Below are 23,280 nucleotides of genomic sequence, written 5' to 3' on the forward strand. Positions count from 1 at the left end.
CCCCTGCCTCCCCTGCTTTGATTTTTAGATGCGTTCACCCTGCCCCATCAGGTAACTATCCAGCCATCCTTGATGAGAAGAACAGCGACCGCCATCTTTGTGATGACATTATTGTAAACTCTCGCCCATAGAAGAAGAGATTAGGTAAGACAGGGACGCCAATCCATAACCTTTTACATAAATAGCCAACAACTCAATAAATCTTAAAAGTCGTCTTCTAACAGACGACTTTAATTTTTAACCACAGCTTTGTTGCTACGCATACTCATATTGATTTTAATTAATTAAAATTATGGCAAGAAATCAAACAAAGCCTATCTCTACTACTGAAGATACCACAACAGTAGCCTCAGAAACTCCTCAAGCTAATGAAACCAACGAAAATAAAGATGACATTCTAAAACGTAAATCTAACATTTCTAAGTTTGCAAATCCTGAGTATAACGCGCCAATTAGCAACATCTGCATCTGCCAAGTGATTAATCACATGGAACCAGAAAAAGTCGGACTATTCATTAAGGAGAAGCATTTAGCAACCATCAACTGGCTTGGACCTTACCCTGAACACAAGCATACCTTCTCCAGTGGTTTACCAGAGATGGGAGTCTTGTTGCGATCGCCCAGAATGCACATTCTTGATGTCTCTCCCAGATATATCGAACAGCGTGATGACGGCAAAATTGTTGGGGTGTATGAATCGCCTGATGGGTATGAAATGTACCAAGCACTTGGTAAGGATACAGCAGTATTAAGACGGTTTTACTTGTTACAACTTGTCGATGAAAACAACGAGAACTTGCACTCAGTACCAATTGTTCTGTCAATTAAAGGTGTTGCATCATCAAGATTTGGCGAGGCTTACAAGCAATTCCAACGCGAACTTGAGGTTGCATTCGCCCGGTTTACTGGTACAACTGTAGCCGAAAAATGCCCAGAGTTTCATCGCTTAGGTGTATTCCAACCTACCTTTACTCCATCCCTTGAGCCTAAAGAAGCAGTTAACCAAAAGGATAAATCTTGGGTAGCAGTTGTCTCTAACTACAAAACGCCTAACCCCGACGGCAGTGACTTTCTTGAGTTCTTTTCAGAAAACAAAGAAGCCGAATTCCAAACAACTATGCTGGCAAATCCAGAGTTCTCACACCGCATTGGCAAAACCTCAACAGTCATTGCCGAACACGAGGTTAAGCCGAGATATGGACGAAAACGGAAACAGGGACTAAAAATGCTTGATTTTCCGTCACTTACAATCACATTGCCTACAAAAAAGTAACAAATTAGCAAACACGGATAGAATATCAGTTTTCAGCATTAATTTCCGAATCTACAGCTGTACGCGGGGAATTAGGTTCTTAACTGGAAATACTTGAAACCTTTACTCTATCGTCACCGTTATTTTGTAAAGTTATTTAAGTTTCTAAAAGAGCGAGTCCTTTTTCAATACAAGTATTTGAAAGCACAAGGAATTGGGTTTTTAACTGTCACACAGTAAATCTGTTCTAGAAACGGGTTGATAAATACTAATTTTGTAAGAGTGATAGCCTAAACATGAGATTAAGTGTTAACACGTGAGAATAGGTCTAAAGCTTTATCGATTTCAGCTTTAACCAGAGGTAGAGCGACAGTAGCAGGTTTTAGGGAAGCGCGTAGCAGCAACTGCACTCTTGTTGGACATATATTTTCTTCTAGAAAACAATTAGTTGCCCACCAAAGACGACGTACAGCATATTCTGGCTGAGTTTCGACTAGTTCATCTAAAGCTTTTACTGTCAGTGGTAGTTTGTCTTGATGATCGCTCAATAGCTTTCTAATACCAATTTTTTTAGTAATGGCTGTTTTTGTGAGCCATATCGGTCTACCAGTCGAATTTTTTAAACACGATGCGGAAGAGCGAACTGCAATTTCTAGCTCAATATCGCGATTTGACCAATCAACTCGCGCTACTCCCTTATGTTTAAAAAAACGTTGCGTTGGTGGTAAGTGAGCATTAAGCCATTCACTATCATTAGCTTGCAACCACCGATATAAAACAAAAAATTTATCTTGTAATATAGTTCGGCTAGCTTCTGGATACTTCTCTATTGCTTCTAACCAATGAAGACGATGGTTCTCTTTAGTTGTGGATTTAGTTAGCCTTTGATTCATATTATAATCATTTAGTTGCTGTGAAGATTGAAAAAGTTTTAAATTCAATTCAGACCTGGGAAATGGTAAACCCAACGCTAGGGCGTGGAACTTTACAGTTTGATAAATTACTCCTAACTCGCGTGCAATTTTAAGAATACTAATTGTTGGATCTAGCCAGAGTTTTGTAAGACGCTCTAGCCATACGTGTCCATAAGAGATAAGGCGACCAATTTTATACTTATCCTCATCACTTTCATCAGGACCACGACGAGAATATACAAAACCACACGTACACGAAAAAGTTGCTACAGGTTTTCGCCCACTAAAATACTTGATATGACACTTTTGAACTACAGGCTGTTGATAGTGGTCACTAGCACGATTTAAGCAGAGCCAGGGACCTTTTCCAAAAAGATAAAACTCACTCGGTAATTGGAAAAAATCAGAGGCATTATAGCCTAAAAACTGTATAAGTAGTAAATGATGTAAGGGATTTTGCGCTTTACTTAAAGGCGAGCGAATAATGTTCATAAGCCAGTTATTATAGCTATTTGAGTTCAAATTACAGTTGATGTCTTGTAAAATTTGTGTTGAATAAAAATTGGTAAAAGCATCCATGAGTACAGGGAAATAAACATATCCTTTATAAGTAGCAAATCCCTGTTTAGCTAACAAGTGAAGGTAACGATTACGGAATTCATTTTTTGAGAATATGAGGTTTCGTTGCGACAATAACCAAGCTATATCACCAGCAATTTTTAGGAATTTTTGATGAGATGGTTCTTGTTGTTTAAGTAGACGTGGCTGAGTTGTTTTAATTACCCTCGAGGCACTGATAAACTCCCAACACTGGCGTTCTTTACGTACTGATGCTGTACTTTGTTCTAGAAAAACATTATGAATAGGGCAAACTTTTACACCTGGTACTTGATGTAAACGATGCCAGTAAGGCTCACCAAATTTTTGTCTATCACTTTCTACACAAAGAGGACAAAACTGTAGCCATTGAGGTAGATGCTGACTGAAAATACCCAAACGCCCGTAAATTTGGGGACTGTGAGAATATTTCATATCAATCCGCGCAGAGCTAATTCGCTCTGCTGGACAAAATGGAGTATAAAAAGGTAGTAGTGTATTTTCATCAATTATCTGGTCTTCTGTATATTGATGTCCTGCAGGTAAGTTAGCTACTAAGTAACCAAGATTTATTGGTAGGTCAACACTAGCAACTTTACTTCTGCTGCCAAATAGTTCTTGATTTGCAGAGCTACTACCAGGGTATGCAGCTATATCTGTGTATCTGGCACAAACACTGTAAAGCAGTTCGTCTGGGTAGGGGTCTGGAAAAAAGATAATCATACTTCCGTTACCTCGTCCACTTCATCCAAATGTTCAGTTGCAGCCAAAATATAACCAGCTTCTTTAAAAGCTTGATAACCTGAAATCCCGCGAGTTTGAGCTTTATCTAGTATTTCTAATAAACCACCTTTTTCTGTCAGGGTTTTAAATTCAGATTGAGATTTTTTTCGATTCTTAATATTTGAAGAATTAGAAATATTTGGCTCGTCAGTAATCGATTGCTTAATATCAAAATTGGGGATTTGAGATGGAGCTTCTTTTATTTCTTGGTTTTCTACATTTTCATCTAGAAGTTTATCTTGTTCTTCACAGATAAATTTTTCTAGATCGATTGCTAGTACATCCTCACAATTTTTCAAATCTTCCAGATTGCCGGACTTGAGAGCATTTAAAATTTTTCTGGCCGTGCGTAAGCAGTCTTTGGCAACTGATTTAATAATACCTACCGTAATTTTTTCTACACCAGTGGTAATTGCCCTCACTTGCGCCAGCATAAATAATATAATAGCGAAATGCGTAATTCCTTGACATTCGTAGTAAAGAGCATTACTTAATTCTTTAGTTAATTTACAAGGATGTTGGACATACTGGTAAGCCCAAAGCGCTTCAACCAATAATTGCCAATCTTCGTCCTCAGGTTGCATTCTGTCCCAAACAAAATCTCCTTGTCCTGTACCACGACGAATTTGGCGAAATTCACTCCCTAAAATTGACCAAGCCTTATAAGTCCCTACCAAAACAACTGGTATACCAATTGTATTAATTAACTGACCGAAAAAATCTAGCATTTTTTCATAGCCTCCAATATTTAACTTTGTGAGTCTTTGAATCTCGTCAATTACAAGGACACCTAGATGAATATTGGAGGCGGCTAAAGCCATATAAGGCATCATTTCATTGACTGTCCTCCGACCATTTCCGGCGTATTTTTCATAATAATTAGTTGATAAAATATCATCTAAGGCTTGAAAAAAATTGAGGCATAACCCCTTGATTGAACCATCAGCAGGACATTCTAATATCAGCCAGACTAGTTGTGTTAATGTCAAATTTTGACCGCCATAACGATTATGATAAATCACTTGTGGATAAAGATTTAAAATCTCCTGAACGGCGGTAGACTTACCAACCCCGCTGATGCCCAGTATCGTAAAACCTGTAGCAAGAGAACGCTGACCGAAACTAGTTTTTTTTGCAGACCGCATCGTTTCTACTTTCCCTTTAACATCTTGCCAAAACATCTTATTAACTGGATTACGAGCTTTATATCCTATGCGAATCATGCGGGAAAAACGCTGTTCTAAATCAAGATGAAAGTTCATAGGGACAAATATATCCAGTACAACCTGGGTCAGATGTAAACGCAGATGGGATGGGAAATTCCGTTCTTTTTCATTAAAGGGTGGATAAAATTCTAAACTATCTATCACTTCATCTTCTGTTTTAATTAAAGGTAATGCCTCAATACACGGATTCCCACTATAAATAGATATTTCTTCGTGATAAGATGCTTCTACTTTCTCACCTCTAAAAACTAAGATGCGTTTATCTTGTTGCTTTTTACTGGGTGTCATTGTTTAGTTTTATTTGACGAGATTTCCGTAATTTTTCAGTGGCTTGATGGGGCGCTACATAACCATCATCTAAAGAAAGTGGTTGAACAACTACCTCATAAGGGATATGAAGTGTTGATTGCGAATCAGCCGAGCTTTGCGTTAAGTCCCAAGCTTGTTCTTTCCTTTCAACAGTACGTTCAGCAGAGCGGTGTAAACGCATATCGTTAAGTCTTGAACGTTTACTATGACCATTACTGACTTTTTCTGTCTGGGATGTTTCAAGTTTTAGAATTTCTTGAGCAGTAGCATTGAGTTTTGCTCGCGACTGAATTTTGCGCGTTCTGAGAGCTTGTTTTTTCTCGTTCATTCGTCTGTAATAGTCACAAACCTCTGTCCATTCGCATCCTAAAAACTTGTGGTCAATATCTAGCAAGTAGCACTCGGCCATTTTTTTACCTGGATACAAACGGATGTAGATGTTATCAACTACTCTTGGGTCATAAGCAACAGTAATCTTCCAACCGCCTCGATTTTTGGCTTCAACAAACCATTGTTCCCGTACCGCTAAGTCACAGGTATAATGTAGCTTTTTAAAAGAGATACAGTCACGAGTAACAAAAGCTGTTTCTGTTGGTAAAAGATTCATTCGGATGATTTGTGAGTCTTGCCAATGAAGAAAACATTGGTAGTTATTTTTTACTCCCCAATGCCATATATTGACTGGATAAAGCTCAAGTTCATCTTCAATCATGAATTCATTTATTGGATATGAAGCCATACTATTTCTCCTCAAAAAATCTTACTATCATTGTTAGAACTGGTCTTGAAACTAAACTTAATAACTAAATCAAAAGATTTTCATTATTATGGTCAAGGATAAAAAGAATCATTAATTTTCTAAACGCATCAGTCGTTAAAACTCCATCTAGACGGTAATCTCTCTCGCCTCTTGAGGGTAAATGCTTGACAGAACCAGGCAGCCAGTGGATTATCTCATCATTAAAATAGCGAAAACTTCGTTCAATAATGCCTTTAAAATCTGCTCTATATGGAGGAGTATTATTGATTTCTATACCTAACGAATCTGAAAGATTATTTGCTTTATAACTTTTGAACTCACCTCTATCTGCAATAATCTCTGCTGGCAAATGATGACTTGGCCATTCGTATTCTGTAATTTCAATCCCCCAATTTTTACAAAACTCAACTTTATCTGTTATTGTATTCTCCAAAGCTAACATTGCCCCCAGCCAGCTCGGTGGTTCTAAAGTTACCGCAAATCCAACAATCAGTCTGCTAAAAACATCAATAACCAAGTAAAGAGTTGGTCTACCAATAATCCAGTTTCGATTGATTTTACTGACTAAATATAAATCCGCAATTGTGCAATCTATTTGAAATAAAGCACCAGGTCCAAAAGCCATTTGGGTTGAATTACCTAAAACTGCCCTGTGGACAAGATTGTATTTTATCTGACCTTCACGCGCTATCAGTTTTTTATTAATGTCATAATCTTTTTCATACCAATATTTAAACTGGTCGAAACTTGGGAGTTCTTCTGCTAATGGTAAATTAGGAACTAAAATGCCATCTGATAATTTATAACCTTTATTAAAGAACTTTTCCAGAGTTTTTTGATAAGCTTTTGTTAGAGGCATTTTTTGTCTATTTTCATAAAATAGTTTGATCCCTTTCCGAAACTTTTCTCGGATTTCAATCGTAATATTAATCCCTAGCTTTTTCCCTACTGCATATGAAAGGGAACTCGGACGACCTCGTTTAGGATGATGACTAATGGTCAATATTTTGTACGCCAAAGCAAATTCTTGGAAATTCTCGTTACTCCAAAAGATATTTTCTTTTAGAGAGATTAATATTGAGAAAGCATATTTATAAAGAGAGTTTAAAATCTGAGGCAAATATGAAGAAATAGGATTTGACAGTTCTTGACCTCGACGACTATCAAATCTAGGAATCAGAGCATTTTTAATTTGTCCTCCTTGCCAATATCTTCGTAAATCTTTACGGATAGTTGGTTCTGAACGCCCGCAAAGTTCTGACACTTCCTTAATGACTCGACTTCGTTCATGTGGCTCAAAGATTGATGAACCATAATTAATAATTAAAGAAACCGCCTTCCAAGCATTGTCTCTATACTGACATTGAATAGTAGACAGTTCGCTATCAGTCATCAAATATTTCGCGTAAGGGTCTGAGTTTAATAAGCTAGCTTGCTCGCCATCTATTGCTGACTCTATTTCTTGATATCTGTGAATAATTGGTTGAGCCTTAGAATTATTAATATCGATAGTTACTATATAACAATTTAGCCAATCAATATAAATAACTCTGTCTAGTTTATTATCATTGTGCCAACAAATTATTTGGTTAACTGATAGCATACAAATCACCTCAGTTGCGCTCGGCAAGTCTAGTTATATTGAGCAACCTATGGTTGTTAAAATTGAGTTTTAATAATTATAAGTTTTTTTCTAGAGTGAATTGGTTGATGTAAATCAACTATTAATTCTCGTGTTTGCAACATATTTCTAACAATTGCTAAGCTGCCACCTGTTTTCAAACCATGTTCGACATCACACCTCGAACAAATGTCAGTTAATGTGTCCTGACTTTGAGTCAAATATTGACTTAAAAGTTTTTTGGCTTGTTTGACTGAGTCTTTTGACAATCCGAGTGCATCCCAATCAACGCCAACACGTATCCATTTAAGATTTTTCACTACTTCTAGAGGAATATCATGTTCAGTTACAATCCCCCAGCTAATATTTCTTCGCTCCCAATATTGACGTTCGATCTCTAACTTCTCTATGGTTCGTTTATCATCCAGTTGATTTTCCGGTTTAACTGTGCGAGCTTGATAGCAAACACCCAGATTTTGTTGAACTTCTATGTAAAAGTCCGTAGTCATCACAATCGGTTCTTTAGTTTTTGGTAAGATTGGGTGAGCCACACCAATATTTGCCGCAATTTCTAAAGTTTCTGATAATGGCAGCATTGGGTATTGTTCTCTTATATCCGTGACATTTTTTGCCCAATCTAAGATATAAAAATAATTGCTTTCGATTTGACTGAAAAACTCATGTCTTCTCCGCGTTGTGATTCCCAAGATCCTTTTGCTTAAACCAATCGAACTGACATCTTGAATCGTCAGCCACGGTTTATAGTCGGCACCACGCCCTTGACCTCTACCTTGTTTTAGACGTTTTTCTATAACTGAAGAAGTTGTCGAGTGAGTACTGTGAGCCATTATATTTGCCTCTCTACAGAACTAGATCTGAAATTGTCAGTTGACAGAAATAGCTGAACTATTAAATATTTAACTTGAGCACATAGAAGCTCTTTTTATCAAACTTTATTTTCCGGTGTTTTTCCAAATCACACTCATGTATCCTGGAAAAACAAAAACTGACATTCCTCACATTTTTTTGGGAATTCAACACCTAAAAGCTAACCCGGATTTATCACAACGTTTCTCAACGTTTTGTAAAACTTAGATTTCTGCGTTTCACACGCTCACCAAAATCTGACTCACCAAAAATGCTCAAAATGTATTCTCAGTAAAGATTCCGGTGAATACAGTCGCTTAACTTGTAAGAAATGTGAGCTAATTATTCTGCTTTGAGCAATGCTTGCTAATTTCTAATTTACAATAAAATAATCAGATTCTAATAGTCACCACTAATAAACTCAAGAAAAATTTATTCTCCGAAGCTAAAATTCATAACATTTGGTAACTAGACTATCCTGTTTGTAACGAATATAAACGTCAAAAATGCCTATCTTTTGGGGAAATTTATCAAACATTATAGGAATTGGTAATAACACGCTTGTGTAATGAAGCTACACTCCGAGATTATAATACTCCCATGCCTTAACGGTTTTCAGAGCTTATGACAGTTACTTAAGAACTACATTACCTACAATAGATCCACATTACCTACTTAAGAACTACATTACCTACTTAAGAACTACATTACCCATGTACATTGATATGACCAAAATAATCGCTACTGTCAATCAGTCAGGCGGAGTGGGAAAAACAAGTATAACTCACAACTTGGGCTACCACCTTAGCCAAAAACATCGGGTACTCCTTGTGGATATGGACCCGCAAGCATCGCTCACAGCCTTCATGGGACTCGGCAGAGAAAAACTCACTCATGAGCAAAATATTTATGGTGCTATTACCGAGCGTGCGCCCCTACACATATGGGATAACTCAATTCATGGGATGCATATAATTCCTACCAATAAAGACTTAGCTGGTACCGAACGAGAGATAATGCAAGACATGACAGTCGATAACCGAATGCGACTAAAACTTGTACTCGACGACATACTAGACCAATTTGACTATATTCTTATCGACTGTCCCCCCTCTTTAGGCTTACTAAGCGTTATGAGCCTCATGGCAGCGACCCATGTCATAATACCTTTGCAAACACAATATAAGTGTTACCTCGGTACAAGCGACTTACTAGGAACAATTGCCCGAATCAAAAAAGGAGGGCATCAAAAATTAGAGATTGCCTGTATCGTTCCAACAATGTATGATGGGCGAAATTTACAAGACACGGGTATCCTGGAGGAGGTAAAAAAACAAGTGCAAGGACGAATACATATTACTACCCCCATTCCCAAATCGACTGCCTTCCCAGATGCCACCCAAGCACACGTACCACTTGCACTTTACAAAAAAAGTCACCCTGCAGTCAAAATCCTCCAAGAAATAGCAAATCATATCTCTAAATTATGAGCGATCGCACAATAGAAAGAATGTCCGGTTTGGATGATTTATTCGGGCAAACCGAAGCCAACCCCACACCACAGGCTACCTTACCCATCGAACAGATCGTTCTTCCAGAATCCCAACCCCGGCGCTACTTTGACACTGAAAAACTTGAATCCCTTGCTAATAGTATTAAGGAAGTAGGACTGCTAGAACCAATAGTTGTTAGACCTATTGGAGATAACACTTACGAACTCATAGCAGGCGAACGGCGTCTCAGGGCTTGTCAAATTGCGAAACTAGAAAATATAGCCGTCAACATCATTGAATGTGACGACACCGCAGCCAACCGCATTCGTTTAGTCGAAAACCTTCAGAGAGAAGACCTTAACGTTTATGAGGAAACGACTGCCATCTTGGAACTACTTGCTCTCTTGTTAGATTATGAAACTGAAGAAGTTGTTTCTATTCTTTACAGAATGCAAGACGAAGAAAAGGGCAAAGTACCCCATAACGTTATGGGGAGTTCCGAAAGCCTTACCGTACAAGAGTTATTTTCTAAATTAGGAAAAATAACCTGGCAGTCGTTCGTGTCCAATCGACTTCCCGTACTCAAGCTTAAGGACGATATCAAGGAAGTCTTGTCAAGGGGAGAACTGGAATATACTAAAGCTCTGGCAATATCTAAAATCAAAAATGATGAGAAACGGGCTGAAGTATTAAAACAAGCAATTGGTGAAAAACTGTCTTTGTCTAAAATTAAGGAGTTGGTAGAAAACGCTCTACTAGATGAGCCAAAGAAAAAAGAAAAACCTCTACCGTCTAAAAAAGAAGTTAGCAGTAGATTAAGTCGATTAAACAAAGCTGTTAAAGATAGCAATATTTGGGATAAACCTAGAGAACTCAAAGAATTAGTGAAAGCTCTTACCCAAATAGAAAAACTTTTAGCGGGGACAAAAATCTCTTTCGAGGGTGAGAGTCTAGTTGAAGATAACGCTCTAGAGATGCAACTGGAAGAAGAGTAAACGCCTGAAAAATGTAAGTATTGGAAAGGAGATAGACTCTGGCTAACGCCGCAACTGGAGAAATTATAAATAGAGAAACTGCCAATATGAAATTTCACTTTCAAGTTTGCGGCGTCTGGATATCCAACGCATCTGGAAATACCTTTAAACCAGCTATTCAATTCGTCGATGGAGGATTGGTAGTCCGCACCAGCCAATGGTTAGAAACCAAAATTTGTCGCCGAACAGATGGTAGCTGGTACTGGAACAGTAACCATATCGCTTACTATTTTGGCAAACATATCGAAGGTAATGAAGAAAAAGGATATCCAGATACTTGGGAATATGAAGGTTTGCTAGGAACCCACTACTATCTGTGACGACTCCACACACTTCCGCTTGCGGAAGTGTGGACTTCTAAGAAATTAGAGGTACGTCATTAGCCTTAGTAACTCGTTAAGCCAGAGTTACTACGTTTATCAAGAATACATAGGCACTTTGGGATGTAGGTTTGGCAAACCGTTTTCTAGTTCCAAACACTGCGACCAGTGATTAAACATTCCTGCGGAGAGAGGGAAAGTGTTGTTGGCACAAAACCTTGATAAACATTGGCGAAGAAAACTACGTCGAAAGACGATTACCTATTTATTAGGAATACAAATCATGAAAGTTTACGTTGTCAACAAACATGAACGCCCATTAATGCCAACTTCTCCACGAAAAGCTCGGTTGCTTTTAAAAGAAGGTAAAGCAAGAATTTATCGTCGTGACCCTTTTGCCATTCAATTAATTTATGGTTCCAGTGGTTATACTCAACCTGGAAATTTGGGGATAGATGCTGGATATTCCAATATTGGCTACAGTGTAGTCAATGAAAAAGAGGAGTTAATTGGTGGTGAAGTCGAGATGCTGCAAGGAATTTCCAAGTGCTTAAAAGAGCGTTTGTCATATCGCCGTCAACGCCGTAATAGAAAACGGTATCGTGCTCCAAGATTTAATAATCGTAGACGAAAAGATAAATGGTTGGCTCCTAGCATTCAACATAAATTAGATACACATCATAAATTAATTAAACGCATTGTTGAGATTGTCCCTGTCAAAAAGATTGTAATAGAAGTGGCTAGCTTTAACATTCAAAAAATAAAAGATGCTTCCATTGAAGGAGTTGGTTATCAACAAGGTGAACAATATGGTTTTGATAATCTTCGAGAATACATTCTTCATAGAGATGGACACAAGTGCCAGAATCCCAACTGTAAAAATAAATCTATAAATCCCATCTTGCAGGTACATCACATTGGATTCTGGAAAGAAGATAGAACAGATAGACCAGCAAACCTCATTACTCTTTGCGATAAATGTCATACTCCAAAAAATCATACAAAAAATGGTTTTTTATTTGGATGGCAACCCAAACTCAAACCATTCAAAGGTGAAACTTTCATGTCAACAGTCCGATGGCGATTAACGAATGAAGGTGAGTATAGTTCAACTTATGGCTATATTACCAAAGGAGTCAGGAGAGATTTTAACATAGAGAAATCCCATCATAATGATGCGTTTGTAATTGCTGGTGGAACAACTCAAGAAAGAATAGAACCTTTGATGCTAGAACAAATTAGACGGAACAAGCGTTCAATGGAGCAATTCTATGATGCTAAATATATTGATAGTAGAGATGGTTCTATAAAATCTGGAAGTGAACTGAGTAGTGGTCGAAGAATTCGTAACAAAAATAAAAATGGTGAGAATTTAAGAGTGTATCGCCAACGTAAAGTGTCAAAAGGTCAAAGACGTATTAAAAAGTCTCGATATCGTTACAACTCCAAAGATTTTGTCATGTTTGAGAATGCTGTATATGAAGTGGTAGGAATGCAAAATCTTGGGACAGGAGTGAAATTAAAAGACTACCCAGGAGTGACAAACAAAGTAGTTAATGTGAAAAAAGTTAAACCAATAAAAAGGAGAACTGGACTATGCACAAAAATCTGAAATTAGCAGATCCTCATCCACCCCATTCCCTCACTTGCTTACAGCAAGTACTGGTTAGAGGCGAAATCGTCGTCACCCCACAATTTATCTCATCACTTCCTTTCAGTTATCTATAACTCATAAATCATCTTCCATAACAACAATGAATCCGTTTTCAATTGTTATAGAAGGTTTCTTGAGGCATTTCCACAACGATTGAAAGCTTGTAGGCAAAGGAAGCAAGTATCGATGTAGAAAATTTCTAAGACAATGAACCTTGATTTTACTTACTTTGTAGCTTCTATAGTTTAGATAAGCGAAGGTAAACAAGAGGCTTGTTGTGGTATTAACTAATCCTAAATTATTAACTCATTCGTCTCAGAAATCTCGCTCGTTATTGGGTGAGATTTTTCTTCTTTACAGGGGTTAACACCCCAAATAAATGAAGTCAATAAGCCACATAGGAGAAATTATGGCTGCTAAATCTACTAAAACCCAAGTTGTAACCATCGACGATTCTGCAATGGAGCAATTCAAAGTTGAGTCATTCGATGTGCGGAAATACAACGCAATTTTCTATTCAATTCGTGACCTCTATGGTAAAGAATCGCAACGACAATTAGGGTCTGACAATTTCGACTGGAAAGCTTTCAAAACTCAGTTTGAAATCTGTTTCGGAACTTCTGAAGAACGTCGTTACACCACAGAACAATTGCTAACTTTCGCAAAAACTAAGTTCAACATGGGTTTGGAGGAACTTTTGGCTTACAACCGTAAATCATGGGAAATCCGTAAGAAATTGGCACAAAAGTATGCGGAAATGGAGGAAATTAGCCCTGTTGATGACTCCAAAGTGATAGATGAAATTCCTTATGAAAATGAACAAATACTTTCCGTAACGCAATAGCCATTAAACAAGGGGAGAAGACTGTAGCTTCCCTTATTTTTCTCTCTTTAACCAATCCATATCTACAACGCTTCTGACAGATAACTCGTGCTGAAAACCAGTTCTATACCAACGCCGACGCACAGAAATTGCGAATCAACTGTATAGGAGATAGAAATTATGTTTCGCACAATCCTTGGTATTGCTGCATTAGTTGCGATCGGCGGTACAGTGATTGGGTTCTCCTCAGAAGCGGGACAATGCGGTGTAGTTGTTGCGACCTGCAATTATAAATGCTTAAACCAGCAATCAAGACATTTTTCAGCCAGGATTATTTGCAACTAAGGGAGTGACCAAACCAGAATTAGCTGCAAATGAACCAGGATTATTTGCAACTGAACCTGCAATCATCTACTTGAACCAGGATTATTTGCAACTAGCCAAAAGTCGCACCAAACGGTAGTTTAGCAGCTTACTCAAAAAAATTCCCCCGAATTGTCAACATAGTGATTTCGTCAAAGACCAGAATTAAATGCAACTAGCAGTAAAATAAACTACCCTTTATTTTACTGCCGATTTTTAGACTGAATCAACCATCTACTACCTGTTGTGTGGTCAAGAAAGTCGGTAAAAAATTCAAAGTAAATTTATTCGGTAGCTCCATGAGTTTCTGAACACAAGTCTAGTTGCAGTTAATCCTGGTTTGTTTGCATGATTGCAGGTTCAGTTGCAAATAATCCTGGTTCAAAAGCAAATAATCCTGGTTGAGACGTAATTTCAGTTGCAAATAATTCTGGTTTGAAAAAATCTTGATTGCAGGTTTTGACATTTATGATTGCAGGTCACAACATGTAGTCAGAGGAGACGGAAGTATCTGCCAAAAACTCTCAGGAGGTAAAAGCGATTGTGAAGCTTTGGGAGGAACCTGGGATTCTAAGAAAAACTGCTGCGTAATCAATAACGTTGGCGGTTAGATAATAGCAAGTGGTTGCATACGCAGCCATTTTCTTTTTTTCACAAGAACTCGTGACGTCAGTCGCCAGAATTCCGTTGAAGTGAAGCAACTGGGTGATAAGTAATGGGTTAAGTCCCCCATGATGCACTGTAGAGTGGTCAACGATCGGTTACGCGTTTGAATTCTCAACCGATCAATTATGAGTTCTGGCTCCTTCGTCTTGGAGATACACGAGCGTTTAAATAATCTCTACTATTGCTTACAATTTAACTGTTGCCAGTATTATCTTAGTAGAGGGAAAAGCTTTTTGCTAGAACACTATGGCTCTGTTTTAGAAAAAAATTTACAATTCTATAACAATAATTTTCTTTATTAGCACCAACAATAGTTTCAGCGATATTGGGGTATATATAGGGGCTAAGCGTATCCCATCAGTTTTTACTAGAAATTAACCCCTATAAAGGGTATACATAGGTGCTTTTTAGGGTATATTATAATCATTGAGGCTTTGTACCCCATATAACCCCTATGACTTCTAAAAACATTCACGCGAATCAAAAAATTTTTTGTGCCGGTTTCGACAACGGCTATGGCAGCGTCAAATTGTTGGTCGATGGTTTTGATGTCGTGCGAATTCCCAGTTACATTTCACGAGAAGACATGGAGGATGTACCAGGTCGGGTAGTCTATAACGGCAACGCCTATACTGTAGGGGAGTCGGCTTTCCGTACTGGGTATTACTTCGAGCGGAACACGGACAATAACGCTAACAAAGTCAACAACGCCCTTATCACTTTATTGGGTGCGTTGGCTCATCTTCCACATCGCAAGACTTGGCACTTAAAGCTGGTTGTGAGTTTGCACGATATTGCTTTAACTGATGATTTGCTAAAAGTGCTCAATGGTGAATACCAACCGATGCTTGCTGGTAAACTTTCTGATGTCAGGGTAGAGGTTCTCAAAGTCGTGCCTGAAGGTATGGGTGCGCTCTTTGGACGAAAGCTCCCCAAAAAATTAACTGTCGTTGATTTTGGGAACGGGACAACGCTTTATTCTCGTTACTTTCAGGGGAAAAGAGAAGTTCATACCCCCTACGCCGCAGGAGTGGAAGCTCTTATCGGTGAGATTGCCAAGAAGATGAAACCTCTCAACGGTGGGAAGCTTGGCGATTTATCGAAAATTCGCTTTTGTCTTGAAATGGGACATACCAAGTACAGCCGCGATATCGATATCAAAGACGTATACACTGCGTGTTTGAAGGATTGGTACGAAAGCTATTTGAAAAAACCAGTCAATCTCGCCCTTGAAGCAAAACACCAAGGAGATGACATTTGGGCGATTGGAGGCGGTTGCTTGCTGCCTGGATTTAAAAAACTGCTCGTGCAGAACGGGTTTGAAATTCTCGACAACCCTGTAGAGGCGAATTCCTATGGACTTTTACAAATGGCTAAAACCATTGCTAGTTCCTCCTCTGCAAGCGGATTTACTGATGGTGTGTAATTGATGAACTCTTGATTACGAATTACGAATTATAGTTATGGTTTCTCAGCAAGATAAAACCCCAGAAAAAGTCCGAATCAAAGACAGCTACCGCGAGCGTATCTTTGCAGAATCGCAACGATTGGGTAAAAGTTACCTGGAAACGCTATACTTTATTGTAGATTGCTACTTTGCGTTTAAGCAGGGTGTATTACCAGTACAGTCTGCTGTAGTTAACCCCCATCCAACCCCCATAGAACCAAATCAGACTATTGTGGATGAGTCAACTCGTACCCCAATTGACACCCAAATTGAATCTGTTGATGCTGATGAGGGTTTTACGCTGGATTGGGAGTTGTGAATGACTATAGGTTACCAAATTGTTGAGCGATAAAGCTTTCAATACTAATATTACAGCAATAGAGAAGGTTTAGACGAAGTTTCAGTTTTCCAACCTGTACTGAGGTTAAACTTCTGGCTGGTAATGACTCGTAACTCAGTATCCCCACTGAGGATAAACTCTGCATCTACAGACAAAAATACCCGTCTAATTTTTGTACACTCTAAGTAACGGTGTCACCTTTGGTTGATTGGGATTAGTTAGGTTTAATCTATAAATTGTTCTTAATATATCTTCAGCTTTCTCGCTTCTGACTGTAACTATATAAGTTGCTGGTCGAGAAGCATCTTTTTCAATTTTTTCAATCACCTTTTCTTGAATAATCGACACGTCTCCTAATCTTTGTGGGAGTCGAGCATTCGGTTTCCAAAGACATAAAACACCTGTAGAGTCGGGAAATTTCAGGAGTTGTAGAGCATATTTTTGATTGTTCACTTCAAAGGGAGATGTCAGCAAGATTCTAGCTCGGTCTTGTGGTGGTATTTTATGAACTACTGCTGGTGTTCTCACATGATAGCCGCAGTTTCTATCCATAATTGGTTCCCCAGCTAAGGCAAGTTTTAAGAATGTTGATAGACTGACACTGTAAAAAATTAAATTTATTAAAGTCCAAGCAATCACTTTAGAGACATTCAGCATAATTTAAATGCTAAGTTTTGGTTATCAACGACGGAGTAAAAATTTAGGTTGTTCCTCAAGTATTTCTACACTTTAAAACCTGAACCTTCAATCTTTACACTCGACCGTTTTACCTAAGAATCCCTACCAATTGGGTTAAAGCTGTGTGAAATTTTCCTTTTCATGTTATGTTTGCTCCTTCTTGAGGAATGAGTATTCGTGCCAATCGCAGATGGGGCGATAGCCAATTGCTTGATAAATATGGTTGGCTGTGGAATTTGCAACGTCTGCTATTAGCAAACAATAACTGCATCCCCGGTCTAGTAGTTTTTGACTTAATGTTGCCACACAAGCAGAAGCATATCCTTTGCGGCGATACTCTGGTGGTGTATAGACTAAGTTGATCCGACCCACCTTTGGTAAAACTTGTTTACAAGACACAAGTGAAACGGGAGCGCTATCTTCCCATAAATAAGTATTTTGCTGTTTCAACCTATTATCTACCTCGCGTTCAATATGTTCATTGACTTCCTTCCCAATCGCTTCTAGAAATGCACCCAGCCACTTTATCAAAACAGAACGATCGCCTTCAGTTGCGGGGCGAAGATGCCCGTTGGCAGTGGCAACTCTTAGCACCTCTGTTAATTGGTAAATCTTGGTTTCTACTGACCTTTGATAGGATTGTCCGGTCAGCGTCTGCCAGGTATGCGAGAATCTTTCTACCTCTGGTACTAATCCCATAACTCCCGGTAGTAGCTTTTGATGTTGCAAATTTTGAGCAATTAATGTCAAGGCTGCCAAGTTTTTGGTCTTGGATAGTAGCAATTTGTGTGGAGGAGTTCGGATGGCAACAGCTAAAATCTCGTCGCTTGTCTGGACAATTGCTAGATAAGGCTTATCTGAATAACGTTCACGATTGTGCAATAAGGTATAACAAATACTGAGTAAAACATTATTTTCTATCTCATGCTGGAGTAAGTAAGTCTGAGCGCAATGCCAGAATTCCTCGATGCTGTCGAATCGCTGTAGCTGCATAATTTGCATTCCTCATGCGATCGGTACTCAACACAAATACTATCAACAACGCGATACAGCCGTACTCCGTAATCGCTTGCTCTATTATCTACAGAAATCCGCACTCTACAAAACTTTATAACCCGTGGGGAAAAATAATGGAGAGAATAAGAAGTTATTCCCAATCTGCAAAAAACTGCAAAGTTATTGAGAATCTTTGGCATATCTTAACATCCGAAAGCATCTCTCAAGTGCCATTGGTATCGAAGGGCTATGACATTTTCATGCTCTTTGCTATTACGATCGCAGGAGAAACCAATCAGCGCTACGGTTGCGCTGATTGATTGTTTGCGCTCAAACTAGACTTTCTCGTTAACAGTTATAAAGTGGGGGGGACGAGTGGGAAACTCAAAACCGTACTGTTGTTTTGTGCCCTCAGACAAACTAGCTGTAGTTGATTGAGTTTGAATTGGTTGAGTAGGTAATGATGAGTTGGAACGCTCGTAACCTGTTAGCTTATCAAACTGGATAATCATATACTGGTGCAGCGCATAGACATCAGCCATGCGATTACCCATACCAGCAGAAATCTCATCGGGTAGAGTTATATCAGCGTGCCAAGAGAGCTTAATCCCTTGGTTCTGAAAGTAAGTGTCTATCTCTGAACGAATGTAATCGGCAGTCCCACCACAAAATACCAACTCTTTAACATCCTCATCCATTTTTGAGCGCAACCACCTCACAATAGCACGCGAATACTCATCTCTAGCAAGCAATAAAGCCTTGGACATCATCTCACCATCAAGTTGAATGTCTTCGCGTTTGCGCTTGCGTGAGAGTTTTTGAAGCACGAGGGGATCGCAACTAACGCCTGCTTCCACCAATACCTCGACAATATTTGAATTATCTGGGGTTAGCCCTGAGGTCTTAGAAACAAAATTATTAACCAACCAAAACATTCCAAAATTACTGGTGACTCCTACACCAGCAACACCATCTCGAACAGTAAAAACACTGGCGTTACGATAACCAAGCATGACGTACATCGAAGGAAAAACTTCACTCAAAGTACGCTTACGGTGGAAGAATAAACCACTCCCTTCAGAAGAAATATTACAATAAAGCATCTTCACCCGCATCTTGCCTGATGGTGTTTCAAACCCCCTAAATGTTTCCTTCAAACGGGTTTCTAACTGTTCCTTATCGCTAACCTCTCCCGGTGGTAGCAGAATACTCAGGTAAACACTAACATCATTGCCCAAGTTCAACTTCTCTTTAGCAAGCCAAATGACACCGCACACCTTAGGTACTGCTAGTTGGTACTTGAGTTCCTTAAGTTGCGATATACCCCCAAATCGACGGCGGGCAAGTTCTCCCAAAGCGTAATATTCACCCCGTATTCCCACCCAAGCTCGGTTTTCCGGCAACCCTTCGGGTTCAACTGTTTCAACTGAAGCCTTACCTACATCAGCAACTTCTGAGTCTAAAAGCAAAACTGTCGGTAACATCGCTGAATATTCCTGAACGATCGCCTTGGTTTTGCTCCCACCCATATCTAAAGTCAAAACTATTTTTTTAACTTCAGTTTTGCTAGCCGTCTTAGCCATATCTTCATTTTTTTTGAGTCTTGTACTATTTCTTACAATCTAACTGCTACAAATATTATTCCGGTATAGCCAGAAACCTTCTTTACAGCAGCATTACATTGATTTAAAAAAAAGTTCATACTCAACTCATACGGTTATGCAGGATTGTTGATTTTGTTCTATGCCAATCGAAATCCTGCATCCCCTTCAATACTTCCAGGTAGTATCACATCAGAATCATCATCAAAAAAACCGTCATCATCGTCTAAATCTTCCTCCAAAAAAGATTCCTCCTTCAGAGAAACCATCTCTACTGACTCCGGATTTACCTTGGCAGTACTAACAGTCGCAGTTGTCGCCTCATTACCAAAAAACGAAACTGCGGGATTAGGATTGACATTCGCCACACTACTTATTTGAGTCGAATCAAGTCCCAGATCGGACACCCCTCCAATCGGGTTTATGACGACCACTTGGGGAAATTGCCCCATCCCATAATTGTACTTGAGCTTCAATATCTGTGCTTCCAACTGCGCGATCGCATCCACAACCGCCCGTTGCAGTTCAACTCCCCTCACACCCGAATCATACAAACAATCTGGCAGGTAGTAAGAAGTAATTGCTATCATCGCCAAATCGCTTCCTCCCTCCTTTCGTACCTTCAAGTATTCGAGTAATTGTCCCTGGCGCGAGTTCTTTTTCCTAATGATCCTTAGCACTGAATTTGTATCCTGTTTCCTAGTCATAATCACTTGTTCATTTAAATGGCAAAAGAATTTTATCCAGTAGAAGGTTAATCCCCAACAAAGAATTGCTATTTATCAAATCAATACCCATACTAAATACGGTTAGTCTATCGATTTAATAAAAAATTACGTATTAATTTGTGACTTTCACTACTTTAACCTACTGGTAGCAGTAATGTGACACCTTAGTTAAACCTTAGTGCAACTTAAATGTCACCTAACTGTTAAAAATTCTCTAATTTTTACCTAAAAAACTATTTCAATTTAGTTTTTTAATACAATAATTATCCCTAACTGGAGTAGTTAAGTTTAACCTAACTGTCACCATTATTAAACCTTAGTGACATTTTCAATTCCCAACGTCGTCTCCCTCACTAAAATGGCTGAAAGTCTTTCTATATCTAGATTTTCCAGCACTCTGACTCGTCAAAAGCAGTACTGACTGGGGTGGGGTCATTCTACTAGTCAATGTTAGTGACAAGGTATGTCATAATCCGGTAAATTTTTGATGCTTGAATCATTGCGCGAGCCAGACCCACCCCCCAAAAATATTTTAGAGATGGGATTTCTAAAATAAATAACAGGCTGTCCCCACCTCCTGTCAGCGTATCTGGTAGGAGAACATCATCAGTAATTATGGAAAAGAGTATATCAGTAGCCATTGCTCCAATCCTATATATTTCAAGCGATCCGAAATCGCTTCATTTTTTTTCAGGCGGAACCACTTTTATCAACCTCCAACACCGTGCGACCCTCCGCAGCTGATTCAACGACGCTGCGCGATCGCATCTGGAGGAGGGTAGTTTTTGATGGATGCTTTGGTAACCCAATGGTTACCCGCTGAATTTGAACCCAGTACAGAACAGGCACTAGACCAAACTTTCACCCATTTTGAAAACGGTCTCTACATCCCTTTCGCCGATCCAGTACGCTACTTGGCGGGGAGCGCCGAACAACGCAGTCTTCTTGCGATCGCCATGTAAATTTCCTTCTCCTGCGATCGCATTTAGGTTCTCATCTAATTCAAACGACAGCATTTTCTCTAATGATGATTTTGTAGGAAAAGCACCAACTAGAGCTTCTTGTATTTCCTTGCACTGCCGTCCAGATCAGCTCATTTTTCAAACTCTGTGACAATTTACTAGGAAACTACAAACTTATAGAAAAATATCTACAACATTCTACAGGAGGCCAAAGATTAATTCCAGTTGCTTCCCTACTCCCAACACCCACCCCTACCGCTCCCGATTCTTCACGAATAAATCTAGTAGATGAAACTTTCTGGCGTCCATACCTTACAACGCTTTTTAGACTGTGGACACCATTCATAGCAGCAGTCTCAGTGTCAGTAGCCTTAAAGGTATTTATTCGTTATTATTAAATCACGGGAAAAATAAAACGAAGAAAATGGCAGAAATAATTACATATAAAGGCATAAAAATAAAAATATATTCACTACCCGTTAGTAGTAATTCTCGTTTAGACTTTAAGCTTCTTAATTCAGAAGGAAATGAAATACCTTTTGTAAAACAGGTTTCCGTAGTCAATTACAGTCAAAATCATAAAGATCGGCTTATTGAAGATGCCTGCAAAGAAATTGATATCCTCATTCAGGAAGGAAGAGTTTGATTGTAAATTTAACGCAAGGAAGAATTAGTATTTTTAATCTAAAGGTGCAACGAAATAAGCTCATCTCCCCACAATCTACTCCTTATACGCATTTCAGCCAAAAATAATACCGGATTCGGTCGCTGTGTTTTGATTGCCACCATTGCAAAATACCCCACTGCCCAATCAGTGTTGGGTGTGGGGTTTAAGGAGCGCGATCGCTCAGTCTTGTCCGATTAATCTGTTTAAAATCTGTTGAGCACGCCCTTGAACATCTTCTACACCATGAGCTAATCGGTAAAGCACTTCCCATTCAGAAGACGTCATTTGTAAGTACGATTTATACCCGTCCGCAGATGCTCTTAACTCCTTGCAATTTTGTGATGAAAGCTTTAAGTAACGTCCACGTGTTCCCGTAGAACGAAGTTTTATTTTCCATCTACAATTTTTGTTGTCATATATGACAACTTCACCTAAATATTGCTTCGGCTTGTGTCGCGTATCTTCAACTAATTTACAACCTAGGTTGTAAATATCCAAAATATTTATCATTTTTCTTCCATAAAGTTATAAATTATCCAAAAACCGATTTTTTCACACCATACGCAGCTAAACCAACAACTGCACCAGTGCCAGCGAACGCAACCAAACCAACACCGTAAGCAGTTCCGCCAATTGCTAAACCCGCTCCCCCAACACTGTGATAAACAGTAACACCCACAACGGCACCTACTGTTGCAAACGTAGCTGCTTCATTAATATTTGTAATAATGTCCATTTTTTTTATCTGAAAGGCTGTTTTCAGTCTATTAAGTTTTTTCGGTAATCCCTACCGAAGAAACTCGCATTTTTATATAAAGTTTTACCCAGAAATCATTTATGAGGTAAACAACTAGTCTACCCATGTTTTAGCGCGATCGCCAACCATTGTCATCAGCGGGTCTGATTCAAAAGCCGCTAATTAGTTCTATTAACCCAAGTTGCTAGTTATCAATTACAGATTTGCCACAATGGGAGCGCTCGCCCGTTTTTGATAGTCCCTCAGTTGTAGACCCTGCAACATCTTTAACTATATAATTCGCCCTCATTCGGTTTTACCCGCAATTTTAATATTCGTGCCATGTTTTTGAAGATTCAAACTCCTCGTGCTGATTAGGGCGAGCATCGCTTCGCTTCACAGGTTCCTCATATCTTCCATTTAGCATAAATTAAAAAGCTTTT

The 23,280-nt window shown here is 38.9% G+C and carries 25 protein-coding genes and 1 pseudogene; 12 read left to right on the plus strand and 14 right to left on the minus strand.

All coding sequences use genetic code 11. The features are described from left to right. Positions 1-292 precede the first annotated feature (292 nt). Positions 293-1,273, plus strand: coding sequence for a DUF5895 domain-containing protein (locus F7734_RS04000; protein ID WP_243146668.1), 981 nt, complete (start codon positions 293-295; stop codon positions 1,271-1,273). A 281-nt stretch (positions 1,274-1,554) separates the two neighbouring features. Here F7734_RS04000 and F7734_RS04005 read toward each other — a convergent pair whose 3' ends face one another. The 5 genes from F7734_RS04005 to F7734_RS04025 all read right to left on the minus strand — a co-directional run bounded on the left by F7734_RS04005 (position 1,555) and on the right by F7734_RS04025 (position 8,310). Then, entirely contained in the window at positions 1,555-3,486 is a 1,932-nt protein-coding gene (locus tag F7734_RS04005; RefSeq protein WP_155743493.1) for a TnsD family Tn7-like transposition protein, read from the minus strand. Then, complete coding sequence (locus F7734_RS04010; protein ID WP_155743494.1) at positions 3,483-5,060, minus strand: ATP-binding protein; 1,578 nt, start codon at positions 5,058-5,060, stop codon at positions 3,483-3,485. The genes F7734_RS04005 and F7734_RS04010 overlap by 4 nt, the downstream gene beginning before the upstream one ends. Further along, positions 5,047-5,820, minus strand: coding sequence for a Mu transposase C-terminal domain-containing protein (locus F7734_RS04015; protein WP_155743495.1), 774 nt, complete (start codon positions 5,818-5,820; stop codon positions 5,047-5,049). Before F7734_RS04015 ends, F7734_RS04010 begins: the two co-directional genes overlap by 14 nt. A gap of 64 nt (positions 5,821-5,884) precedes the next feature. Beyond that, complete coding sequence (locus F7734_RS04020) at positions 5,885-7,444, minus strand: DDE-type integrase/transposase/recombinase (protein ID WP_155743496.1); 1,560 nt, start codon at positions 7,442-7,444, stop codon at positions 5,885-5,887. A gap of 56 nt (positions 7,445-7,500) precedes the next feature. Next, positions 7,501-8,310, minus strand: coding sequence for a TnsA endonuclease N-terminal domain-containing protein (locus F7734_RS04025; RefSeq protein WP_155743497.1), 810 nt, complete (start codon positions 8,308-8,310; stop codon positions 7,501-7,503). A gap of 744 nt (positions 8,311-9,054) precedes the next feature. Here F7734_RS04025 and F7734_RS04030 point away from each other — a divergent pair. From F7734_RS04030 to F7734_RS04065, 8 genes are all read left to right on the plus strand, one after another. After that, positions 9,055-9,819, plus strand: coding sequence for a ParA family protein (locus F7734_RS04030; protein ID WP_243146669.1), 765 nt, complete (start codon positions 9,055-9,057; stop codon positions 9,817-9,819). Next, positions 9,816-10,817, plus strand: coding sequence for a ParB/RepB/Spo0J family partition protein (locus tag F7734_RS04035; RefSeq protein WP_155743499.1), 1,002 nt, complete (start codon positions 9,816-9,818; stop codon positions 10,815-10,817). The genes F7734_RS04030 and F7734_RS04035 overlap by 4 nt, the downstream gene beginning before the upstream one ends. A gap of 86 nt (positions 10,818-10,903) precedes the next feature. Further along, a complete protein-coding gene (locus F7734_RS04040; protein ID WP_155743500.1) occupies positions 10,904-11,176 on the plus strand; it encodes a hypothetical protein in 273 nt (90 codons plus the stop codon). Between the two features lie 199 nt (positions 11,177-11,375). After that, positions 11,376-12,788: an RNA-guided endonuclease IscB gene (iscB, locus tag F7734_RS04045; RefSeq protein ID WP_347566124.1), complete on the plus strand. Its 1,413-nt coding sequence runs from the start codon at positions 11,376-11,378 to the stop codon at positions 12,786-12,788. A gap of 451 nt (positions 12,789-13,239) precedes the next feature. Beyond that, entirely contained in the window at positions 13,240-13,674 is a 435-nt protein-coding gene (locus F7734_RS04050; RefSeq protein WP_155743501.1) for a hypothetical protein, read from the plus strand. A 159-nt stretch (positions 13,675-13,833) separates the two neighbouring features. Then, the gene (locus F7734_RS04055; RefSeq protein ID WP_155743502.1) at positions 13,834-13,998 is read left to right on the plus strand and encodes a hypothetical protein; all 165 of its coding nucleotides are present in this window, start codon (positions 13,834-13,836) and stop codon (positions 13,996-13,998) included. Between the two features lie 1,138 nt (positions 13,999-15,136). Then, on the plus strand, positions 15,137-16,108 hold the full coding sequence (locus tag F7734_RS04060) for a ParM/StbA family protein (RefSeq protein WP_155743503.1): 972 nt from the start codon (positions 15,137-15,139) through the stop codon (positions 16,106-16,108). Between the two features lie 37 nt (positions 16,109-16,145). Then, complete coding sequence (locus F7734_RS04065) at positions 16,146-16,448, plus strand: hypothetical protein (RefSeq protein WP_155743504.1); 303 nt, start codon at positions 16,146-16,148, stop codon at positions 16,446-16,448. A 50-nt stretch (positions 16,449-16,498) separates the two neighbouring features. Here the strand turns inward: F7734_RS04065 and F7734_RS65055 are convergent, their stop codons facing one another. From F7734_RS65055 to F7734_RS04075, 3 genes are all read right to left on the minus strand, one after another. Next, a complete protein-coding gene (locus F7734_RS65055; protein ID WP_279239658.1) occupies positions 16,499-16,624 on the minus strand; it encodes a hypothetical protein in 126 nt (41 codons plus the stop codon). A 10-nt stretch (positions 16,625-16,634) separates the two neighbouring features. After that, positions 16,635-17,126, minus strand: coding sequence for a hypothetical protein (locus tag F7734_RS04070; RefSeq protein WP_155743505.1), 492 nt, complete (start codon positions 17,124-17,126; stop codon positions 16,635-16,637). Between the two features lie 165 nt (positions 17,127-17,291). Then, positions 17,292-18,140 carry a GNAT family N-acetyltransferase gene (locus tag F7734_RS04075; protein WP_155743506.1) on the minus strand — a complete coding sequence of 283 codons (849 nt, stop codon included), beginning with the start codon at positions 18,138-18,140 and terminating at the stop codon, positions 17,292-17,294. A gap of 137 nt (positions 18,141-18,277) precedes the next feature. On the opposite strand from F7734_RS04075, the gene F7734_RS04080 reads away from it, so the two are divergent. Further along, complete coding sequence (locus F7734_RS04080) at positions 18,278-18,463, plus strand: hypothetical protein (protein ID WP_155743507.1); 186 nt, start codon at positions 18,278-18,280, stop codon at positions 18,461-18,463. A gap of 15 nt (positions 18,464-18,478) precedes the next feature. Here the strand turns inward: F7734_RS04080 and F7734_RS04085 are convergent, their stop codons facing one another. From F7734_RS04085 to F7734_RS04095, 3 genes are all read right to left on the minus strand, one after another. Then, positions 18,479-19,726, minus strand: coding sequence for a ParM/StbA family protein (locus tag F7734_RS04085; protein ID WP_155743508.1), 1,248 nt, complete (start codon positions 19,724-19,726; stop codon positions 18,479-18,481). 158 nt (positions 19,727-19,884) lie between these two features. Further along, positions 19,885-20,424, minus strand: coding sequence for a hypothetical protein (locus F7734_RS04090; protein ID WP_155743509.1), 540 nt, complete (start codon positions 20,422-20,424; stop codon positions 19,885-19,887). A 488-nt stretch (positions 20,425-20,912) separates the two neighbouring features. Beyond that, the gene (locus tag F7734_RS04095; RefSeq protein ID WP_155743510.1) at positions 20,913-21,113 is read right to left on the minus strand and encodes a hypothetical protein; all 201 of its coding nucleotides are present in this window, start codon (positions 21,111-21,113) and stop codon (positions 20,913-20,915) included. Positions 21,114-21,257: 144 nt separating this feature from the next. Here F7734_RS04095 and F7734_RS04100 point away from each other — a divergent pair, with 144 nt between their 5' ends. After that, positions 21,258-21,434: a hypothetical protein gene (locus F7734_RS04100; RefSeq protein WP_155743511.1), complete on the plus strand. Its 177-nt coding sequence runs from the start codon at positions 21,258-21,260 to the stop codon at positions 21,432-21,434. Between the two features lie 9 nt (positions 21,435-21,443). On the opposite strand, the pseudogene F7734_RS65060 reads toward F7734_RS04100, so the two are convergent. Continuing rightward, positions 21,444-21,548: pseudogene (locus F7734_RS65060) on the minus strand (effector-associated domain EAD1-containing protein); the annotation flags it as partial. Positions 21,549-21,858: 310 nt separating this feature from the next. Between F7734_RS65060 and F7734_RS04105 the strand changes: the two are divergent. Beyond that, on the plus strand, positions 21,859-22,080 hold the full coding sequence (locus F7734_RS04105) for a hypothetical protein (RefSeq protein ID WP_207714003.1): 222 nt from the start codon (positions 21,859-21,861) through the stop codon (positions 22,078-22,080). A gap of 201 nt (positions 22,081-22,281) precedes the next feature. On the opposite strand, the gene F7734_RS04110 is transcribed toward F7734_RS04105, so the two are convergent. Continuing rightward, positions 22,282-22,611, minus strand: a complete 330-nt coding sequence (locus tag F7734_RS04110; RefSeq protein ID WP_155743513.1) for a hypothetical protein — start codon at positions 22,609-22,611, stop codon at positions 22,282-22,284. 22 nt (positions 22,612-22,633) lie between these two features. Continuing rightward, the gene (locus F7734_RS04115; RefSeq protein ID WP_155743514.1) at positions 22,634-22,837 is read right to left on the minus strand and encodes a hypothetical protein; all 204 of its coding nucleotides are present in this window, start codon (positions 22,835-22,837) and stop codon (positions 22,634-22,636) included. Positions 22,838-23,280 lie beyond the last annotated feature (443 nt).

This window comes from Scytonema sp. UIC 10036, from assembly GCF_009725235.1.